This window comes from Ruegeria sp. BG8 (genome assembly GCF_056538325.1).
In genome coordinates, this window is the sequence record NZ_JBQFSZ010000001.1 from 107,623 (window position 1) to 127,883 (window position 20,261).

Genomic DNA, 20,261 nt, shown 5'->3' on the forward strand with positions numbered 1-20,261 from the left:
TTTGGACGTACTTTCTCTGATCCCTCAATTTGGCAATTTGCTCTATACGATAGCAGCGTTTGTTATCGCGTTGTCCGCGATCGTGGCGGTGCATGAGTACGGACATTACATCGTTGGCCGCTGGTCAGGCATTCATGCCGAAGTATTTTCGATAGGTTTCGGGCCTGTTTTGTGGAGCCGCGTCGACAAACGCGGTACGCGGTGGCAAATCGCGGCCTTGCCGTTTGGGGGATACGTCAAGTTTCTGGGAGATGCGAACGCCGCTTCGGGCAAGGACGAGGCAGCGATGTCAGAAATTTCGCAACAGACTCCGGAACAGTTGCGCCGCACAATGCATGGAGCACCTCTTTGGGCCCGCGCAGCAACAGTTGCAGCAGGCCCGGCGTTTAATTTCGCGATGTCGATCCTTGTCTTCGGTCTGATTTTTCTGTCGCAAGGCGTGACCAAAGACCCGCTCACTATTGGAAAGCTGTACCCGTTGCCGGGAACGGTTCAGGAACTGCGGGAAGGGGACGAAATCGTTGCCATCGCCGGTGTGCCATTGCCTGACTTTGATCAAGATGAATCGTGGTCCGAGTTCGTTGATGCGTTGCCGATGCAACCGGTTCTTGATTACACCGTTTTACGCGATGGCGAGACGTTGGACGCAACCGGGCCATGGCTATTTCCTGCTTTAATCCAACAAGTTGTGCCACGCAGTGCAGCCATGGATATCGACCTAAAGCAAGGTGACGTGATCTCTGCAGTGAATGGTGAACCTATTTTCGCGTTTGATCAGTTAAAAGAGTTCGTCGAAGGATCCGACGGCAAAGCTCTTTTGCTGGACGTCTGGCGCGATGGGGCCGATTTGGAGTTTGCACTCGTACCGCGTAGAACCGACGAGCCACAGAGCGACGGCGGTTTTGTCACCCATTGGCGCATTGGTATTGTCGGTGGAATGATGCTGGAACCCGAGACCGTCCCAGCCGGTTTTGTAGAGTCGTTCACGGGTGGCGTTCGCCAGACCCTTCGAATTGTCGATGGCTCATTGTCGGGTCTGTGGCACATGATCACGGGTGCGATCAGCACTTGTAACATGTCAGGACCGATTGGAATTGCTGAGACGTCTGGTGCCATGGCCAGCCAAGGTGCACAGAACTTTATCTTTTTCATCGCCGTGTTGTCTACGGCTGTTGGGCTTCTAAACCTGTTCCCGATACCGGCTTTAGACGGCGGACATCTTTTGTTTTACGCCTATGAAGCCGTGGCAGGTAAGCCACCAAGCGACGGGGTACTGCGGGTATTGATGGGTATAGGCGTCTCGTTGATCCTCGGACTGATGGTATTCTCAGTGACCAATGATCTGTTTTGCTAAATAAGGCACAGACTGCGCGTTGTAGCCCAAATCCTGCCTCATTTGGACGTTATCTTCGTCTTGAACTTATAACGCCCTAGAGGTTGCTATGACACGAGCGCTGAAAAAGTCGTACAAAAGCTTCAGCTTCTTATTTGTGCTGAATTGGGACTCGATTCTGTTTTTCGGGGCCACCGCTCTGGCCATGTTGGGATGCGCCTTTTTGCTGACCATGTGATTCTCGGCGGCAAATAAAAACGTCAGTAAGCGGCCCACTCGGCCGCTTTCCTTTTTTGGCCTTTTGACAAGGTAAATTAATCTCGCTACTCACCATTAAAGTCCTAATATTTTGGGTAGAGAAAAATATGACTGATAGGCGAGGCGCAGGCACATCCTGCGGGGGGCAGAAGCGAGCAAACAACATTTTGTGGCGCGCGCTATCCGCAGTTTCTTTTGTGTTTATGGTTGGTTTTATTGCTGCACCGCAAGCAGCACAGGCGCAGAATTTTACCATCAACTCGTTCGATGTTGACGGAAACCAGAGGATCGAAACTGCGACGATTATTTCGCAAACAGGTATCCAACCGGGGCAGACCGTTTCCGCTGGCGAATTGAATGACGCCTTTCAGCGTTTGCTTGACAGTGGTCTTTTTGAAACAGTCGAACTGACACCTCAGGGCAGCACCTTGCTGATTGAGGTCCAGGAATACCCAACGATCAATCAGATTAGCATCGAAGGAAACAGACGCGTCAAAGACGATGTCCTGATCGAAGCTATCTCGTCTCAGCCGCGCCGCGTGTTTACTCCGCAAGTCGCGGAAGCCGACGCAGATCTGATCGCGCAGATATATTCAGCGCAGGGTCGTGTGTCTGCGACGGTTATCCCGCGGATCATCCGCCGGAGCGATAACCGCGTCGACTTGGTCTTTGAAGTTGCCGAAGGAACGACCATCGAAATCGAGCGCGTCAGTTTTGTTGGAAACCGCGCGTTTTCAGACCGTCGACTGCGCCGTGTTCTTGAAACCAAACAGGCAAACGTACTTCGGACCTTCTTTCGGGGTGACACGTTCATCGCCGACCGGATTGAATTCGACAAACAGGTTATCCGTGATTTCTACCTGTCGCGCGGTTATGTAGACTTCCGCGTCAACAGCACCAATGTGGAGTTCACGCAAGAGCGTGACGCGTTCTTCCTGGTGATGAACATCACAGAAGGGCAGAAGTTCTCGTTTGGTAATATCACAACCGTCAGCGAGATCCCCGGTGTGAACGCTGCAGAGTATCAAGCAGCTTTGAAAATTAAGCCCGGTGTCACATATACCCCGTCCTTGGTCGAGAATTCCATCGCGCGCCAGGAACGTCTGGGGATCAAACAGGGCGTGGATTTCCTGCGGGTGGAGCCACGCGTTACCCGGAACGCACGCGATCTAACGCTAGACGTCGAGTTTGTTCTGACCAGAGGCCCTCGCATTTTTGTTGAGCGGATTGATATTGAGGGCAACACAACGACATTGGACCGTGTCATCCGACGTCAGTTTGACACTGTTGAGGGTGATCCCTTCAACCCGCGTGAAATCCGGCAGGCTGCAGAACGTATCCGCGCCCTTGGGTTCTTTGCGTCTGCGGATGTAGAGCCGCGCGAAGGATCGAGCCCCAGCCAAGTTATCGTGGATGTCGACGTAGAAGAACAGCCGACAGGTTCTTTGAGCCTTGGCGGTAGTTTCTCGGTCTCGGACGGCTTCGGGATCGCAGTCGGCTTGAGCGAATCCAACTTTTTGGGACGTGGTCAAACTATCGGCCTGAACCTATCGACCGCGCAGGATGCGGAACAATACACTCTTAACTTTACCGAGCCGTTTCTGCTGGGGCGCAGATTGCGCTTTGACTTAGGTTTGGGACTAGCAACCACCAACTCAAGCTTTGCAAGTTTCGACACTGAACGCCTCTTCTTTAACCCGCAACTCAGCTATGCCATTGGTGAGCTTTCTTCCTTGCGCCTACGCTACAACTGGGAAGAGAGCGAAATGACTCAACAAAGCGGTGAGGTCAACGGAGCCGTAATTGCTTCTGAAATCGCTCAAGGTGAGCGGACTGCCAGCTCACTGGGTGTTTCCTATGTTTACGACAGCCGTTTGGGTGGCCTGAACCCAAATGCAGGTGTTCTCTTCGAAGTCGGTGTTGATGCAGCAGGACTGGGTGGGGACAATGAATTCTACCGAACCACTGCTCGTGCCATTGCCCAGCAGCGCGTTCTGAACGAAGAAGTTGTTCTGCGTGCGTCGCTGGAACTTGGCGCGCTGCGTTGGACCGGTGACGACTTTAGCAGGACGATTGACCGCTTTGTATTGGGACCCAACACATTCCGTGGGTTTGAACCTTCGGGGATCGGACCTCGCGACTTGTCAAACGGACAGGATGATGCGATCGGCGGCAACTATTTCTGGGTGGCTCGCTTTGAAGCGGACTTCCCCTTGGGCCTGCCAGAGGAACTTGGGCTCCGCGGTGGTCTCTTCTATGACGTTGGCAACCTCTACAACCTCGATGACGTAAACACTGCGGGCGCTGATATCGTGGGTGAGGATGGCTCGATCCGCCATGTGATCGGTGTCTCAGTTCTTTGGGATACGCCTTTCGGGCCGCTGCGCTTCAACTTCTCCAAGGCTTTGGTGAAAGAAGACTTTGACCAAGAGCAGAACTTTGACCTGACTATTCAGGCCCGGTTCTGAGCCATTCATGGGCGGCTTTCTAAAGTCCAGTCTACAGGGCCCTTTGTGGGCCCTGTATGTTTTTCTGGTTGCCCTTTTTGCCGTGCCCGCTCAGGCGCAACAACTGGGCATCCCGCAAACATCAGTGCTGACGATCTCCAGTGAGAGGCTTTACGCAGACTCGGCTTTCGGTCGGAGGGTCTTGGGTGAGATTGAAGCCGAAGGCGCATTGCTATCGGAAGAAAACGAACGGATCGTGGCCGAGCTTAGTAAAGAAGAAAAAGAACTGACCGAACAGCGCGCGCAATTGTCCCCCGAAGAATTTCGGCCATTGGCAGAGGCCTTCGATCAAAAAGTGCAATCTCAACGAGATGGACAGCGGGCCAAACTGGACGCTTTGGCGCGTCGCAACGAAGAAGCACAGCAGCTTTTCTTCGAGACGATCCAGCCGGTGTTAATTGATCTTCTGCGCGAGTCGAGTGCTACGGTTATCATTGAACGGTCCAGCGTCTTTCTAAGCTCGGACCGAACGGATGTGACCGACACCGCCATCGCACGGATCAACGAAAGGATCGGGGACGGAAGCGCCCTGGAAAACAGAACCGAACAATAGGTTTGCTTGCCCTTGGGGCGCGGTGTTGCTAACCACGCCTCAATGAGAAATCCATAGCAGGACAAAGACAAGATGACCACGGAAACCAAAAGCGCAGACATTCAGCTGATCCAGCGGATATTGCCGCATCGTTACCCGTTTCTGCTGGTCGACAAAGTCGTGGATATTTCCGGGTATCATTCTGCCGTCGGCATTAAAAACGTCACCATGAACGAACCCCACTTCCAAGGGCACTTCCCCGGGACCCCGATTATGCCGGGCGTCACAATCGTTGAGGCCATGGCGCAGACTGCGGGTGTCATGCTGGGCGTGGGAATGGATGTGATCGACAGCGAGCTGCTCATCTATTTCATGAATATCGACAAGTGCAAATTCCGCCGCAAGGTCGTTCCCGGCGACGTATTGGAAATGCATGTCGAAACCGTGCGCGGCAAAAAGGGCGGCAAGATCTTCAAGTTCAGTGGTCGCGCGACCGTTGATGGTGAAGTTGCCGCGGAAGCCGAATTTTCTGCCTATGTCGATTGGGACATGGAAAAAACAACATGAGCGGCATCCATCCAAGCGCAATTGTCGAAGATGGCGCGCAGATTGGTCAAGACTGCGTCATCGGACCGTTCTGTTATGTTGGTAGCAAAGTAAAACTGGCGGACCGGGTCGAGTTAAAATCACATGTGGTCGTCACGGGTGAAACCTCTGTCGGCGAAGAAACAATCATCTTCAATTTCTCGGTCATCGGTGAAATCCCGCAGGATCTTAAGTTTGGCGGTGAAGACACCAAGCTGGAAATCGGCAAACGCAACCGTATTCGCGAACATGTAACGATAAACACCGGAACCAAGGGTGGCGGTGGTGTCACGCGGATCGGCAATGATTGCTTGTTTATGGCCGGTGTGCATGTCGCCCATGACGTACAGATCGGGAACCGGGTGATCATGGTGAACCATGCTGGTGCTGCTGGCCACTGCATTATCGAAGATGATGTTATTGTCGGCGGTATATCGGGATTGCACCAATGGGTACGTGTTGGCCGGGGCGCAATTATCGGGGCGCTGACCATGGTTCCAAATGATGTCATTCCCTACGGCCTTGTCCAGGCACCGCGCGGGGAACTTGATGGTTTGAACCTTGTCGGCCTCAAACGGCGCGGGGTATCACGCGAGGATATCTCGGCCCTGCGGGCTGCCTTCAAGGAACTCTCGACTGGTGAGGGAACCTTTATGGAGCGCGCGCAAAGGGTCGGTGCCGACAACGAGAGCGACTATGTCCAACGAATCGTGGATTTCGTGACAGGTCAATCGGACCGCTCATTCCTTACCCCTAGGAAGTGATCCGATGCTGGCCTTGATTGCTGGAACAGGTGTTCTGCCCGGTGAAGTGGTCGCGCAATTGCAGGAGCGACCGCTGATCTGTGCTATGGAAGGTTTCGAACCTGACTCGGTTGTCGCCGATATTGTATTTCCGTTGGAACATCTTGGTTCATTCATCGCAGAGCTTCAGGCTCGGGGCATTACAGACCTTTGTTTGGCAGGTGCCGTTCGGCGTCCTGCGGTCGACCCGACGCGTATTGATGCCGCAACTATGCCGCTGGTGCCCATTATTCAAAAAGCGATGACGTCAGGTGACGACGGTGCCTTGCGTGCAGTTATGGGGATATTCAAGGACGCGGGCCTGACGATGCGTGCCGCTCACGAGATCGCGCCCGGCTTATTGCCGCCGCTCGGGTGCCTGACCGAGGCGCAACCCTCCGAAAGCGACCTGTCAGACGCGGACCGTGCCGCCGGCATTTTGATTGGTATGGGGGCCGCAGATATCGGGCAAGCTTGCGCGGTATCAAAGGGTCAGGCGCTGGCGGTGGAAAGCATTTATGGAACGGCATGGATGCTGCAATCGTTGACTCAAAGGCCCGACGCCGGTGGCGGTATTTTGTTCAAAGGACCCAAGCCCGGACAAGACCGCCGTGCGGATTTGCCAGCGATTGGGCCGGACACGCCCGCCAGCGTAGTGGCCGCAGGATTGTCAGGCATTGTCGTCGAAAAGGGCGGTGTATTTGTTCTGCAAAAAGACCGCGTCATCGAGGAATGCAACCGTCTAGGTATCTTCCTTTACGTACGCGAGCGGACGAATTGATGCGTGTCTTTCTGGTCGCTGGTGAACCATCGGGCGACCGTTTGGGCGGCGCTTTAATGCAGGGTTTGCAAGAACTTCATCCTGACGTGATCTTTGATGGCGTCGGGGGGCCGCTGATGCAGGCACAGGGACTGGTCAGTCGCTTTCCGATGGCGGAGTTGTCAGTCATGGGTTTGGTCGAGGTTCTGCCGAAATTCTTCCATCTTAAACGTCGAATATCCGAGACAGCGCAGGCCGTTCTCGAAACCAAGCCCGATGTCCTGATCACAATTGACAGCCCTGATTTTTCGCTACGCGTTGCAAAGCTGGTCAAAGCCCAAAGCGACATCCGGACAGTTCACTACGTGGCCCCCAGCGTATGGGCCTGGCGACCGGGACGGGCGGACAAAATGGCCAAGGTGATTGACCATGTTTTGGCGCTATTGCCGTTCGAGCCACCCTATATGGAGCGGGCAGGGATGGAGTGCGATTTTGTCGGCCATCCCGTCGCCAGCGAACCCGCAGCTGCCGACGAGGACATTCGCGCCTTTCGTCAGACGTATGGTCTGGGTGATGCACCGATTGTGCTGGCATTACCCGGATCCCGCCGCGGAGAAGTCGACAGGCTGGCGACTGTCTTCGGCGATGCTTTGCGTTTGTACATAAACGATCATCCGAATACACGGGTCGTTGTGCCAACGGTGGCTCATATGGTCGACGCCGTTTCAGAACACTGTAAGGCTTGGCCGGGATCGCCAGTCATAGTAGACACTCGCGCTTTGAAATCAGACGAGGCCGCGCGCGTTAAACGCGCCGCTTTTGCGGCCGCTGATTTGGCTCTGGCGGCATCGGGTACTGTTTCCCTTGAACTGGCCGCGCAAGCGACGCCAATGGTGATCGCATACCGGCTAAGCTGGCTGACCCAGAAAATGGCTGAGCGGATGGTCAAGCTAGATACGGTCACCTTGGTAAACCTTGTTTCTGAGACCCGTACAGTCCCCGAATGCCTGTTGGATGATTGCCAGCCCGAGCGCATTGCTGCAGCCTTGGGTGCAGTCGCCAAGGATCCACAGGCGCAACGCCACGCAATGGATCTTACGATGGAGCGTCTGGGCCGTGGTGGTGAGGCACCCGGACTGCGCGCTGCCCGAGCCGTTTTGCAAAGAATGTCCTAGCCAATGCTGGAACAAATTCTGTTTGCACTGTCCGCATCCATCGTGACGATCTCGACCAATCTCGACAACTTGGTCGTACTCTTCGGCTTTGTCATGGTCAGCAACGCGCGCCGGGCCGTGGCCGGGTTTGCCGCAGCTCAGATTTGCGTTTTGCTCGCTTCGTTGGCCATAGCGAGCGGCCTTAGCCAAAGCGGCTTTCTGACATGGATCGGTTATCTGGGTATCATTCCGTTGGTTTTGGGGCTGCGGGGCCTTTGGCACCAATACAATCAAGATCACACCGCTGATGTTCAGGACCGCAGTGATACTTCTTCCATTCTTGTCTTGTTTCTAAGCCTGTCCATCGACACGTTGGCTGCGATGACGCCGCTAATGGCGGATTCAACAGCGCCATTCCGCCTAGCTGCTTTGATCGGCGCCGGGTTGGCGATTGCAGCACTGGCAATCATCGCGTTGGTAGGAGCGCCGCGCGCCCAAAGCCTCGCCCCACGCTTTGCAAGGCTCGAGCGTTTTACTCCGTACGTCATGATCTCGGTCGGGTTATACATTCTGGTGAACACGCCCACTGACGTTCTTTGAGTTCAACGTTTTTTTGGCGCGCTGCCCAAGATGTTCCTGCGCTCAATACCCGCGCCAGATCCATCCTCCACCAAAGATGCGACTACCCTCCGATGCGTAAAACACACAGGCCTGGCCGGGTGACACGCCTTCTTCCGGGGTCAGCAGTTCAACTTCGGCTGTCGTTTCTGACAGAGGTCTTACGATTGCTTCGCGCGGTGGACGGGTTGATCGGACTTTGACCGAAACATGCCACTCTTTTTGCGAGGTGAACGGAGCATCGCCAAGCCAGTTGATTTCACGCACAGGAATTGTACGCGTCGCCAAAAGATCTTTTGGGCCGACGACCACCTGTTTTTTATCGACGTCCAGTTTGACCACGTAAAGTGGCTCGCTTAGACCACCGATACCAAGGCCACGGCGCTGACCGATTGTATAGTGAATAACGCCGTTGTGCTGTGCCAAAACGCGACCGTCGGCATGGACGATCTCGCCCGGCTCGGCCGCACCTGGCCGAAGCTTTTCAATCACGCTGGCATAGTTGCCGTTAGGAACAAAACAAATATCCTGACTGTCCGGCTTGTCAGCGACTGCCAACCCATATTGCGCCGCCATCTCACGCGTTGCGTCCTTTGAGGGCAGGTGACCCAGCGGAAAGCGCAGGAAGTCCAGTTGCTCGGGCGTTGTCGAAAACAGGAAATAGGATTGATCCCGGTTTGCGTCTTCAGCGCTATGCAATTCCGGGCCGTTGGGGCCCATCTTGCGTTGGATGTAATGTCCGGTGGCCATGCAGTCGGCCTCGAGGTCCTTTGCCGTTTCCAAAAGATCCTTGAACTTTACCCGCTCATTGCAACGAATGCAGGGGACAGGGGTCGCGCCCGCCAGATAACTATCGGCGAATTCGTCAATCACCGCGTCCTTAAAGATGTTCTCATAGTCCAACACATAGTGAGGAAAGCCGCGTTCCTCGGCTACACGTCGCGCATCGTGGATGTCGATCCCCGCACAGCATGCGCCTTTCTTGGCCAACGCCGCACCATGATCGTAGAGCTGGAGCGTAACGCCCACAACATCATAACCCTGATCGGCCAGATGTGCGGCCACAACAGAACTATCCACACCTCCGGACATGGCTACGACCACCCGTGTCTCAGCGGGCGGTTTGGCGAAGCCAAGCGAGTTCAGCGGTGTCTCGGTATCGAGTGCCATGACGATTCCAGTGCGGGTTAAGAAAGACCGGCAGAATATAGGAAAATTCTACACACTCTCAAGAGGCGGTTTCACCGCACATTAAGTAGGCTCGGGTCAGCTTTGTGGTAACTGGAAAGGTATGAACGATGTATTTGCACAAAGTTGAAGGCCCAAGATCCGTAACTCTGCCGGATGGAACAGTTTTATCGCGTGCAGACCTTCCGCCGGACGACACGACCCGTTGGGTGGCATCACGTAAGGTCATTGTCGTCCGCGGCGTTCTTTATGGGCTGATCAGCTTATCGGATGCGAAAAAGCGTTACGGCCTCAGCGATGAAGAGTTCAACTCGTGGGTCTCAGCAGTTGCCGAACACGGAACTGATGCTTTGAAGGCAACGGCGCTAAAAAAATATCGACAACCTAAAGATGAAAGTGAATAAACGATTCAACGGTAACGTCAGATTAACCATTTTTACGCAGGCTCAATTTGAATTGGTAAATTGAACCGAATTGGAGCAGTGAATGCGCATACTACTTGTCGAGGATGACCCAACGACATCCAAAAGCATCGAATTGATGTTGACGCACGCAAACCTCAACGTCTACGCGACAGACTTGGGTGAAGAGGGAATAGACCTCGCCAAACTCTACGACTACGACCTTATTCTATTGGACTTGAACCTGCCTGACATGAATGGTCATGAGGTTCTGCGGCAGTTGCGTATCGCACGAGTAGAAACACCTATTCTGATTCTCTCCGGAGCCGATGATACCGAAAGCAAGATCAAAGGCTTTGGCTTCGGCGCTGACGACTACATGACGAAACCGTTTCATCGCGAGGAACTGGTGGCGCGAATCCACGCCATTATTCGCCGGTCCAAAGGTCATTCTCAGTCGATCATTCACACAGGCCGTGTGGCGGTGAACCTTGACGCAAAGACTGTCGAGGTTGAGGGCAAAACAGTCCACCTGACTGGCAAAGAGTACCAGATGCTTGAATTGCTCAGCCTCAGAAAGGGAACAACGCTTACCAAGGAAATGTTCCTCAACCACCTATACGGTGGCATGGATGAACCTGAACTGAAAATCATCGACGTGTTTATTTGTAAATTGCGTAAGAAACTCAGCAACGCGACCGGCGGCGACAACTATATCGAAACTGTTTGGGGCAGGGGCTATGTGCTGCGCGATCCTCAGGCAAACAGCGTGGATGCGCGTCGTATCGCCGTAGGAGCCTGAACTTTCGGCTGCTCCTGGTTCCTTTGGTCCGGTGTAACTCCCTCACTCACGAAACAGCACATCTGGACCTGACCATGACCTCGCCCTATCACTGAGGTCCAAGAATACGTGACAGGGCGAGGCCATGAGCAATTCAATACCGGTTTCAGAGCTGACTAAAGAACAGGCGCGAGAAGAGCTCGCGTATCTTGAAAGTCAGCTTTCGCGCGCAAATCGCCTCTACCATGCTGAAGATGCACCGGAAATCTCGGACGCAGAATACGACGCGCTGAAGGCCAGAAACTCCGCCATCGAAAGCCGTTTTCCGGATCTGAAACGTGCAGACAGCCCCTCGGAAAAAGTGGGGGCGAGGGCGTCAGATGGGTTTTCAAAGGTCACACATGCCGTTCGCATGCTATCCTTGGGAAATGCCTTCGAAGATGAAGACGTGAAAGACTTCGCAAAGTCCATTCGGAAATACCTTGGTTTGGACGAAGCAGCTCCGCTGGCGTTTACGGCCGAGCCAAAGATTGATGGGCTTTCGCTCTCTCTCCGATACGAAATGGGAAAACTGGTTCAGGCCGCCACCCGAGGCGACGGTGAAGTCGGAGAAAACGTAACCCAGAACGCAAGAACGATCGGGGATATCCCACAAGAGCTTGCAAATGCACCAGGCGTGCTGGAAGTTCGCGGTGAAGTCTACATGTCCCACGCGGATTTTGACACCTTGAACGCAAGAAAAGCGGCAGCAGGGGAAAAGACCTTTGCTAACCCCAGAAACGCTGCAGCAGGCTCTTTGCGGCAACTTGATGCCTCTATTACCCGTTCTCGGCCTCTAAAGTTTTTTGCCTATGCTTGGGGGGAGCTATCGCAGCCTTTGGCGGACACACAGTCTGGCGCGATTGAAAGATTAAAAACGTTGGGATTCTCGACCAACCCGCTGACAGAACGTTGCGAAACGCCCGAGCAGCTGCTGTCGCATTATCGTGGGATTGAGGCGCAACGATCCACATTGGGTTATGATATTGACGGCGTTGTCTACAAAGTGGATGATCTATCGCTTCAGGCCCGTTTGGGATTTCGGTCAACCACACCACGATGGGCGATCGCGCATAAGTTCCCTGCCGAGCTCGCCTGGACACGCCTTGAAGCCATCGACATTCAAGTCGGACGCACAGGTGCGCTTAGCCCGGTGGCCCGCCTTCACCCAGTGACGGTTGGAGGGGTGGTTGTGTCGAATGCCACGTTGCACAACGAAGACTATATCGCAGGCATGGATGCCAAAGGGGTTCCTATCCGTGATGGCAAGGATATCCGTGTTGGCGATTGGGTACAGGTTTATCGGGCGGGCGATGTCATCCCAAAACTGGCAGACGTCGACACCTCCAAGCGTCCTCAATCGGCAATTCCTTTCGTGTTTCCCGTGACTTGCCCAGAGTGTCAAAGCGATGCTGTACGCGAGGAAGGTGACGCCGTGCGTCGATGCACTGGAGGCATTATTTGTCCGGCACAAGCCGTTGAAAAGCTGAAGCACTTCGTATCTCGCAAAGCGTTCGACATCGAGGGGCTCGGGGCCAAACAGATTGAAATGTTCTACGAAGACCTCGACTTGCCGATCAAAACGCCGGTCGACATTTTTACCCTCCAGACCCGAGATGCTGCAAACCTGAATAAACTTGCGAACCGTAAAGGATGGGGCGCCCAAAGTGCTGGAAATCTGTGGAGTGCCATCGACGAGAAGCGCGATATCCCGTTCGGCCGACTTCTGTTTGCACTTGGCATCCGCCACATGGGCGAAGCGGCCTCGAACCTCGTGGCGAACCACTATGGCGAATGGGGTGAGTTTGAACGCGCAGTAACCGCTGCCGCCGCCTTCGAAGGGCCAGAATGGGACGACTTGCTGGCCATAGACGGCGTCGGTGAAGTTATGGCGCGCGCCTTGGTTTCGGCGTTTGCACAAGACGCAGAACGCGAGATGATTGACGCACTTGTGGATCAACTCAATGTACAAGAGGCCAAGCGCCCGGATACATCGGGAAGCCCTGTAGCGGGAAAAACCGTTGTTTTCACCGGGACGCTAGAAAAGATGACCCGCGCCGAGGCGAAAGCCCGGGCCGAAGCATTGGGTGCCAAAGTGTCGGGGTCGGTCAGCAAGAAGACGGATATTTTGGTTGCGGGGCCCGGGGCTGGGTCAAAGGCCAAAAAAGCCGCTGAACTTGGGATTGAAACCTTGGACGAAGACGGGTGGTTGCACCTGATAGGCACGGCATGAGCGGACGTCCTGAGCTTTTGTTTCCGCTGTTTGCGCGACTTGAGACGTTGGACGGTGTCGGTCCAAAGATCGCTCAGATCATGGCGCAGACGGGGATCGAGACCCCTCGGGACGTCCTGTTCAACCTGCCTTATGCCGTCGTCGATCGCCGTCGACGTGATACGATACAGGGCGTCGACTTGCCAACGACCCTAACGGTCGAAGTCACGGTTGGCGCACATCGTCCAGCACGTAACAAGGGCGGCGCGTATAGGATCCATGTCGAAGACGCGCAATCTGACTTTCAACTGGTTTTCTTCCACGCCAGAGGTGATTACCTGAAAAAGCTTCTTCCTGAAGGTTCGCGGCGTGTCATTTCCGGCAAACTCGAACTGTTTGATGGGCTCGCCCAGATGGTTCATCCAGATCATATGCTTCCGGTTGAGAATGCAGGAGATATTCCAGAGTTTGAGCCGGTTTATCATTTGAACCAAGGGGTTACCCAGAAAACTGCATTCAAAGCTGCGCGAAGTGCTCTGTCAAAGTCGCCTGCGCTGGAAGAATGGATCGACCCAACGCAGGTTCTGCAACAAGGCTGGCCAAGCTGGCACGAAGCGATTTTATCTGCGCATAACCCAAAAGGGGCCGACGACGTATCTGCGCACGCGATTTCGCGTCAAAGACTGGCGTATGATGAGCTGTTTGCCCATCAGGTGACACTGGCCTTGGCAAGACAGAGGGAACGCAAGGCCCGTGGATTGGTCAGCGTCGGTACAGGTGCATTGCAAGCTAAAGTCCTGTCTAGCCTTCCTTATAGCCCTACTGGTGCTCAGACCCGCGCGATAGACGATATCTCCAAAGACATGGCGTCGCAGCATCGCATGAACAGGCTGCTGCAAGGGGATGTAGGCGCTGGTAAAACTCTGGTTGCCTTCATGGCGTTGCTGGTCGCTGTCGAAGCGGGTGGTCAGGGCGTGATGATGGCACCGACTGAAATACTCGCGCGCCAACACCTGGAAGGGTTACGCCCACTGGCCGAAGACGCAGGCGTCGTCCTTGAGATTTTGACTGGCCGTGACAAAGGCGCAGAACGGCGCGCCAAACTGGCCGCCCTGAAACGAGGTGACATTCACATCCTTGTTGGGACACATGCGGTATTTCAAAGTGATGTCGAATTTAATGGGCTGCGTCTGGCAATCGTGGACGAACAACACCGCTTTGGCGTGCGTCAGCGCATGGAATTATCCGAAAAAGGGCAGGGTGCGGATGTTTTGGTCATGACTGCCACGCCGATACCTCGCAGCCTTGCGTTGGCCCAATACGGGGACATGGATGTTTCGATTCTGGACGAGAAACCTCCGGGGCGGAAACCGATAAAAACGGCTGTCATTAGCACCGAACGCATGGATGAAGTCGTTGCGCATCTGAGACGAGCTATTGACGAGGGCCGTCAATGCTATTGGGTTTGTCCGCTGGTCGACGAATCCGAAGTGTCCGACCTGACCGCGGCCGAAGAGCGTTTCAAACGCCTGCGCGCTGTTCTGGGGGAAGGTGTTGTCGGTCTGGTTCACGGGCAGATGCCCCCCGCGGATAAGGACGCAGCAATGAGCGCCTTTCAGGAGGGGCAAACCAAGGTACTGGTCGCAACGACTGTGATCGAGGTTGGGGTCAATGTACCCAATGCTTCGATCATGGTGATCGAGCGTGCAGAAATCTTTGGGCTTGCTCAATTGCATCAGTTACGCGGGCGTGTGGGGCGGGGCAGCGCGGATTCCACTTGTCTGTTGATGTACCAGCCCCCGCTAAGTGAAGGCGGGCGCAAAAGGCTGGAAGTGCTAAGGGAAACTGAAGACGGCTTCAAGATATCGGAAACCGATCTGCAAATGCGCGGCGCTGGAGATCTGATCGGAACAGCGCAATCCGGTTTGCCCAAATTTAAGATCGCTGATCTCGAGCGTCAGGCGAGCCTTATGGCCATCGCACAAACCGACGCGAGAACACTGTTGAGCAAAGACCCAAAACTGAGTTCAGCAAGGGGACAGGCCGTTCGCACACTGCTTTGGCTTATGAAACAGGATCAAGCGATACGTTTGATATCAGTAGGTTAAGTAAAAAGTTCGCAAATGTTCTCATAAAGTTCTTTACCGAGTCGGAAAAATATGAGAACAAAAGGTCAACAAAGGATTAATTCTCTGACCGGAGGTGACCCATGCTGACACAGATCAAGACCGCTATAAGTCGCTCGCAAGCAACTCTGTTGCAGGATGCTGCGGGTGCGGTTTCTCTGGTTGTGATTTTGATGGTTGCCCTTCACGTACCCGGAGTGTTCTGACCCTTTCTGCCTGCGATCTCATGCCGATCAAGCCGCTCTGTCATCCCCATATCAGTCAAGGGTGACCTGCCTGTCCCAATTCCCTTGAGGGGGCCATGCCTCGGCCTCATGCGGTATTCCGGACCCCACATGAGACACGCATAGACTGCCGCCGCCCTTTCGCCCGGAAGGTGCGGCGGTTTTTTTATAACTGACCAGTTTTCATGATTTCCAGCATCGCCGACAGTACCGAGTTCACCGCAACCGACGCTAATATCATTCCCATGACGCGGCTGATGATGGCGGCCCCCGAATGACCGATCAGCCTGATGATCGGCTCTGCCAAGAGCATTAAAACAAAAGCCACCGCAACAACTGAAATCATGACCAACGCCGTGATGCCCTGATCCGCCAGGCTATATCGGTTGTTGTCTGTCAAGATCACCACGGCCAGCATAGCACCAGGTGACGCCAACGAAGGCACAGCCAGAGGAAAGATTGCAGGATTGTGTTGATGCAGCTTGTCCTTTTGATCGTCTTTGGCCGCTTTTCGCTCAAGATCCTGTTTGCTTTCCCCAAAGATCATGGTCAGCGCGAACAAGAACAGAATTATTCCACCGGCCACCTGAAATGAATTCAGGCCGATATCCAATGCCTCGATCAGTAACTGACCAAACACCAGGAAGAACAGAAGAACCCCGGCACTGATGATCGATGCGACCAGCGCCATCTTCCGTCTGGCTGCGGCCTCGAGGCCTGCCGTGACCGCAATGAAAACTGGGATTGTGCCGATTGGATCTATTACGACCCAAAGCGTCACGAAGTGTTCGAGAAGATTGTTCAAACCGGTCACTCCCCTGATTTCACAGGAGGTTAGACTGGTTCACGAAAAAACGCCACGCTCAGGCGCAATTTGCCTGTTCGGCCTGTTCCATTGCTTCGGCCGTGGCGTCCATCGCCAATAGAATGGATGCGTGCCGGTTTTTGTAGTCGCGTGCGGGCATCAGGACTTCCAACCCGTCAAACGGCGCATCCGGGGCAGGGCCATCCTTTTTCAGCATCGCTGAAAGCTGATCCCGCGCGGTTTCCACCTGAGCCCGCGTCGCGCCGATAATAGCGCTGCCAACGACAGAAGCTGACGCCTGACCCAAGGCGCAAGCTTTGACATCCTGACCAAAGGCCGAGATTCGACCGTCGTCAACCTTGACGTCTACGGTCACCGTGGATCCACATAATGGAGAGCGTTTTTTCACCGTCGCGTCCGGGTTCTCAAGCCGTTCCAAATGAGGAATATCAGAAGCCAGCGCCAAAATGCGGCCAGAGTATAGCTTGATCAGGTCGTTTTCGCCGGACATGGCTTTCCCTCGTTGACTGTTCCCCATACATAGTGAGCATCCACCCGGATGCAAAAGGTTTTTAGCATGTCTGCGACAGTCACGTTCGACCCCTTAACACTAAAGTATAATGACGCAGGCTTAATTCCGGCCATTGCACAGGATGAGGCCACTGGCGAAGTTCTGATGATGGCATGGATGAACGTACAGGCCGTTTCGAAAACGCTGACATCAAAGCGAGTGACCTATTGGTCGCGTTCGCGTCAGGCATTTTGGGTGAAGGGTGAAAGCTCGGGTCATGTGCAGGAGCTGGTTGATCTGCGTGTGGACTGTGACCGTGATTGCCTGTTGCTGGTTGTGCGCCAAACCGGTCCTGCCTGCCACACCAATCGGCGCAGTTGTTTCTACACCGCTGTCCGCGACGGTGAAGAGGTCGAGCTCATGTCACCGATGATTTAAACCCAACATTGACCGAATTTCTTGAGCGCTGATCCCGTCAAAGCGGTACTTTGTTATAGCCCGGGCATCGTCCCGTTTAGCCAGCCGTTTACCTGCATCGTCACGCACCAGTTTGTGATGATTATAAACGGGCGTGGGTAGGTTGAGCAGCGCTTGCAGCAGTACATGGATGCGCGTTGCCTCAAACAAATCCTGACCACGAACTACGTGAGTGATTTCCTGCTGCGCGTCATCCAACACAACGGAAAGGTGATAGGACGTTCCCATGCCGCGCCTACACAGGACGACATCACCTATTGTGGTCTGAAGCTCCGAGGAACTGAAGGAAATCCAACCGGATTCTCCCTCAGGGCCCATTCCTGTTTCAGTAAAGCCGGCTTTGTTTCTGGCATGCTGGCCAAACAGGTGATCCGCTTGGTCAATGGCCGCTTCAATATCAAGCCGCAGCGGGATATTCTGCGGCATAGGGCCGATCCGGGCTGTCTTGTGGCGGCATGTGCCGGGGTAAATTAATCCGTCAGGGCCATGTAATGGCGCGCCTTCCTGCGGGGCGCTGATCGCTGCGGCGATATCTCGTCGATTGCAAGTGCATGGGTACAGCAATTCTTGCGCCCAAAGCCGCTGCAACGCTTCGTCGTATGCGGCCAGCCTTTCAGATTGGCGCATCACGGGGCGCGGCCAAGTCAGGCCAAGCCATTCCAGATCACTGTAGATCTCTTCCTCCCACTTCAGGCGAGACCGTGACTGGTCGATATCTTCGATCCTGAGCAGGAAAGAGCCGTTATTGGCCGCTGCCATATCGCTGGCAAGCATGGCGGAATACGCATGCCCCAGATGCAGCGGACCGGTCGGAGATGGAGCGAACCTTGTGGTGAATGTCACGCTTTTTCAACAATATAGACGTCGGAATTAAGTCCCGCACCCGGCAGGTGAGGACCGTATTCCCGAAATAGCAGCCGCGCTGCGCCCATATCAAGCCAATCATTCAGACGGGTCGTATACGAGTGATCCTTAAGTGTATGATCGTTAAACGAGAAAGCCAGAATCCCGCTCTTGGGCAACGCATGCATCAGCATGTCAAACACCTCTGGCGGAGCAGCCCCGGCACCGATCACACCGACCGCTGCAATTACATCATATGCGCCTTGTTTCACTGGGGTTTTGTTTTCCAGATCAAACAGGATCAGGTCCCGATAAATCCCTTTGGTCGCGGCGCCATCCAGCATTTCCTGGGTCGGGTCCATCCCGTCGATCACCTGAAACCCAGCCGCCCTCAGGGCTTCGCCCGACAATCCGGTACCGCATCCATAATCAAGAATAGGCTTTGTAGGCTGCGGTAGCTTGGACCATAGTGCATCGGCGACACGGGTGGGCGTGACGTATCCATTAGATCCCACCTCAGAGTCGTAAGAGGCGGCCCATTTTCGAAAGTGTTCGCGGGTGGCTTCGGGTGTGCTCAGCTTGTAGACATCGTCGAGAAATTTATCTGTCATGCACCGATGTTAAGCCGCTGGCCCTGTCTGCGTCCAGTCAGCAATGCGTTAACCAGTTATTCCACTCGGATTTTGCACGGTCCGTATAGGCTTTGTACCGGTCTTTTCGGCCACGACGTCCGCCTTTCAAACCATCGACCGGACGGAACAGGCCGAAGTTCACGTTCATCGGCTGAAACGTTTTGGCTTCTGCACCGCCGGTAATGTGGTGGATTAGGGCACCCATCGCACTGTCCTGCGGAACCTCAGGCAACGTAAGCCCCAAGATTTCCGCGGCTGCCAGACGCCCAGCAAGCAAGCCCATGGCAGCGCTTTCAACATACCCCTCAACACCTATGATCTGACCTGCGAACCGGATATTTGGCTTCGACTTCAGGCGCATCTGCGCGTCCAGCAGAGTAGGGGAGTTGATAAAGGTATTGCGGTGAATGCCCCCAAGACGGGCGAAACTGGCATTCTCCAAACCGGGGATCATGCGGAACACTTCGGTCTGAGCGCCGTATTTCATCTTGGTCTGGAAACCAACAATATTGAACAATGTTCCCAATGCATTGTCCCGCCGCAGCTGAACCACGGCATAGGGTTTCACGTCTGGCTGATGCGGGTTGGTTAACCCAACAGGTTTCATGGGGCCATGGCGCAAGGTCTCACGCCCTCGCTCGGACATAACCTCGATCGGTAGACACCCGTCGAAGTAGCCTGCGGTTTCACCCTCGTGGAACTCTGTCTTGTCTGCAGCCAACAGCGCGTCAATAAACGCTTCGTATTGATCACGATCCATAGGACAGTTCAGATAGGCCGTGCGTTCCTCTTCGGTTTCGCCTTTGTCATAGCGCGACTGCATCCATGCTTGGCTCATGTCGATGCTTTCGGCATATACAATCGGCGCGATGGCATCGAAAAAGGCTAAGGCGTCCGCGCCGGTTTCAGCGCGAATAGCTTCACCCAAGGCGGAGGATGTCAGCGGCCCGGTCGCAATGATCCAGTGACCCTCTTCCGGCAGGGTCGTAACCTCTTCGCCCGTAATCTCGACACGTGGGTGCGCGCGCAGCTTTGCGGTGACGGATTCCGCAAAAGGATCACGGTCGACGGCAAGCGCGCCACCGGCAGGCAAACGGTGGGCATCGGCTGTGGTCATAATCAAGCCATTGGCTGCGCGCATTTCCCAATGCAACAAGCCCACGGCGTTTTGTTCGTCATCGTCCGAGCGGAACGAGTTCGAACATACCATCTCGGCCAGGTTTCCTGTTTGGTGCGCAAAGGTGCCTACTTGGGGCCTCATTTCGTGGATCACCACATCCACACCCATTTCCGCCGCCTGCCAGGCTGCCTCGGACCCGGCCATGCCGCCGCCCACGATATGCAATTTCTGTGTCATGCGCTGCCACATAGGGCACAGGAAAGCGCAACGCAAACCAATGCGTCTGGTTCTTTTGAATTTTAGGGAATTTTGGGGTCGCCGCTGCGGGAATGTCGACGCCGGTGAGAGAAACCAGCTGGAGGGACCTTCCGCC

At 54.7% G+C, this 20,261-nt stretch carries 21 protein-coding genes; 15 read left to right on the forward strand and 6 right to left on the reverse strand.

Annotated features, from left to right (window positions below):
* The first annotated feature begins 1 nt into the window (after nt 1).
* The 9 genes from rseP (at nt 2) to ACR0DG_RS00605 (ending at nt 8,511) form a co-directional block, all read left to right on the forward strand.
* On the forward strand, nt 2–1,354 hold the full coding sequence (gene rseP / locus ACR0DG_RS00565) for an RIP metalloprotease RseP (protein ID WP_480693464.1): 1,353 nt from the start codon (nt 2–4) through the stop codon (nt 1,352–1,354).
* An 88-nt stretch (nt 1,355–1,442) separates the two neighbouring features.
* Nucleotides 1,443–1,571 (forward strand): hypothetical protein, encoded by a 129-nt coding sequence (locus ACR0DG_RS00570; protein WP_480693465.1) that lies wholly within the window; start codon nt 1,443–1,445, stop codon nt 1,569–1,571.
* A 223-nt stretch (nt 1,572–1,794) separates the two neighbouring features.
* Nucleotides 1,795–4,059, forward strand: coding sequence for an outer membrane protein assembly factor BamA (bamA, locus tag ACR0DG_RS00575; RefSeq protein ID WP_480707014.1), 2,265 nt, complete (start codon nt 1,795–1,797; stop codon nt 4,057–4,059).
* A gap of 7 nt (nt 4,060–4,066) precedes the next feature.
* Complete coding sequence (locus ACR0DG_RS00580) at nt 4,067–4,651, forward strand: OmpH/Skp family outer membrane protein (protein ID WP_480693469.1); 585 nt, start codon at nt 4,067–4,069, stop codon at nt 4,649–4,651.
* Between the two features lie 72 nt (nt 4,652–4,723).
* Complete coding sequence (fabZ, locus tag ACR0DG_RS00585; RefSeq protein ID WP_480693471.1) at nt 4,724–5,197, forward strand: 3-hydroxyacyl-ACP dehydratase FabZ; 474 nt, start codon at nt 4,724–4,726, stop codon at nt 5,195–5,197.
* Nucleotides 5,194–5,979: an acyl-ACP--UDP-N-acetylglucosamine O-acyltransferase gene (lpxA, locus tag ACR0DG_RS00590; protein WP_480693473.1), complete on the forward strand. Its 786-nt coding sequence runs from the start codon at nt 5,194–5,196 to the stop codon at nt 5,977–5,979. The genes fabZ and lpxA overlap by 4 nt, the downstream gene beginning before the upstream one ends.
* A gap of 4 nt (nt 5,980–5,983) precedes the next feature.
* Nucleotides 5,984–6,778 carry an LpxI family protein gene (locus tag ACR0DG_RS00595; RefSeq protein WP_480693475.1) on the forward strand — a complete coding sequence of 265 codons (795 nt, stop codon included), beginning with the start codon at nt 5,984–5,986 and terminating at the stop codon, nt 6,776–6,778.
* Nucleotides 6,778–7,932: a lipid-A-disaccharide synthase gene (gene lpxB, locus ACR0DG_RS00600; RefSeq protein ID WP_480693477.1), complete on the forward strand. Its 1,155-nt coding sequence runs from the start codon at nt 6,778–6,780 to the stop codon at nt 7,930–7,932. The genes ACR0DG_RS00595 and lpxB overlap by 1 nt, the downstream gene beginning before the upstream one ends.
* A 3-nt stretch (nt 7,933–7,935) precedes the next feature.
* Complete coding sequence (locus ACR0DG_RS00605; RefSeq protein ID WP_480693479.1) at nt 7,936–8,511, forward strand: cadmium resistance transporter; 576 nt, start codon at nt 7,936–7,938, stop codon at nt 8,509–8,511.
* A gap of 42 nt (nt 8,512–8,553) precedes the next feature.
* Here ACR0DG_RS00605 and mnmA read toward each other — a convergent pair whose 3' ends face one another.
* Nucleotides 8,554–9,699, reverse strand: coding sequence for a tRNA 2-thiouridine(34) synthase MnmA (gene mnmA, locus ACR0DG_RS00610; protein ID WP_480693481.1), 1,146 nt, complete (start codon nt 9,697–9,699; stop codon nt 8,554–8,556).
* A 128-nt stretch (nt 9,700–9,827) separates the two neighbouring features.
* Here mnmA and sciP point away from each other — a divergent pair, with 128 nt between their 5' ends.
* The 5 genes from sciP to ACR0DG_RS00635 all read left to right on the forward strand — a co-directional run bounded on the left by sciP (nt 9,828) and on the right by ACR0DG_RS00635 (nt 15,482).
* A complete protein-coding gene (gene sciP, locus ACR0DG_RS00615) occupies nt 9,828–10,121 on the forward strand; it encodes a CtrA inhibitor SciP (RefSeq protein ID WP_480693483.1) in 294 nt (97 codons plus the stop codon).
* Nucleotides 10,122–10,203: 82 nt separating this feature from the next.
* On the forward strand, nt 10,204–10,920 hold the full coding sequence (gene ctrA / locus ACR0DG_RS00620) for a response regulator transcription factor CtrA (protein ID WP_480693485.1): 717 nt from the start codon (nt 10,204–10,206) through the stop codon (nt 10,918–10,920).
* Nucleotides 10,921–11,044: 124 nt separating this feature from the next.
* A complete protein-coding gene (gene ligA / locus ACR0DG_RS00625; protein ID WP_480693487.1) occupies nt 11,045–13,171 on the forward strand; it encodes an NAD-dependent DNA ligase LigA in 2,127 nt (708 codons plus the stop codon).
* Nucleotides 13,168–15,258, forward strand: coding sequence for an ATP-dependent DNA helicase RecG (gene recG / locus ACR0DG_RS00630; RefSeq protein WP_480693488.1), 2,091 nt, complete (start codon nt 13,168–13,170; stop codon nt 15,256–15,258). The genes ligA and recG overlap by 4 nt, the downstream gene beginning before the upstream one ends.
* 101 nt (nt 15,259–15,359) lie before the next feature.
* Nucleotides 15,360–15,482, forward strand: coding sequence for a hypothetical protein (locus ACR0DG_RS00635; protein WP_480693489.1), 123 nt, complete (start codon nt 15,360–15,362; stop codon nt 15,480–15,482).
* Between the two features lie 184 nt (nt 15,483–15,666).
* On the opposite strand, the gene ACR0DG_RS00640 is transcribed toward ACR0DG_RS00635, so the two are convergent.
* Both ACR0DG_RS00640 and ACR0DG_RS00645 read right to left on the reverse strand, forming a co-directional pair.
* The gene (locus ACR0DG_RS00640) at nt 15,667–16,305 is read right to left on the reverse strand and encodes a MarC family protein (protein WP_480693490.1); all 639 of its coding nucleotides are present in this window, start codon (nt 16,303–16,305) and stop codon (nt 15,667–15,669) included.
* Nucleotides 16,306–16,363: 58 nt separating this feature from the next.
* Nucleotides 16,364–16,816, reverse strand: a complete 453-nt coding sequence (locus tag ACR0DG_RS00645; protein WP_480693492.1) for an iron-sulfur cluster assembly scaffold protein — start codon at nt 16,814–16,816, stop codon at nt 16,364–16,366.
* A gap of 48 nt (nt 16,817–16,864) precedes the next feature.
* Between ACR0DG_RS00645 and hisI the strand changes: the two genes are divergently transcribed.
* Nucleotides 16,865–17,254 carry a phosphoribosyl-AMP cyclohydrolase gene (hisI, locus tag ACR0DG_RS00650; RefSeq protein ID WP_480693494.1) on the forward strand — a complete coding sequence of 130 codons (390 nt, stop codon included), beginning with the start codon at nt 16,865–16,867 and terminating at the stop codon, nt 17,252–17,254.
* Here hisI and gluQRS read toward each other — a convergent pair.
* Genes gluQRS through trmFO form a run of 3 tightly spaced genes read right to left on the reverse strand, consistent with a single transcriptional unit; the run spans nt 17,240 to nt 20,125 of the window.
* On the reverse strand, nt 17,240–18,136 hold the full coding sequence (gluQRS, locus tag ACR0DG_RS00655; protein ID WP_480693495.1) for a tRNA glutamyl-Q(34) synthetase GluQRS: 897 nt from the start codon (nt 18,134–18,136) through the stop codon (nt 17,240–17,242). The genes hisI and gluQRS overlap by 15 nt on opposite strands.
* Nucleotides 18,133–18,747: a class I SAM-dependent DNA methyltransferase gene (locus ACR0DG_RS00660; RefSeq protein WP_480693497.1), complete on the reverse strand. Its 615-nt coding sequence runs from the start codon at nt 18,745–18,747 to the stop codon at nt 18,133–18,135. Before ACR0DG_RS00660 ends, gluQRS begins: the two co-directional genes overlap by 4 nt.
* A 37-nt stretch (nt 18,748–18,784) precedes the next feature.
* On the reverse strand, nt 18,785–20,125 hold the full coding sequence (gene trmFO / locus ACR0DG_RS00665; protein ID WP_480693499.1) for a methylenetetrahydrofolate--tRNA-(uracil(54)-C(5))-methyltransferase (FADH(2)-oxidizing) TrmFO: 1,341 nt from the start codon (nt 20,123–20,125) through the stop codon (nt 18,785–18,787).
* Between the last annotated feature and the right edge of the window lie 136 nt (nt 20,126–20,261).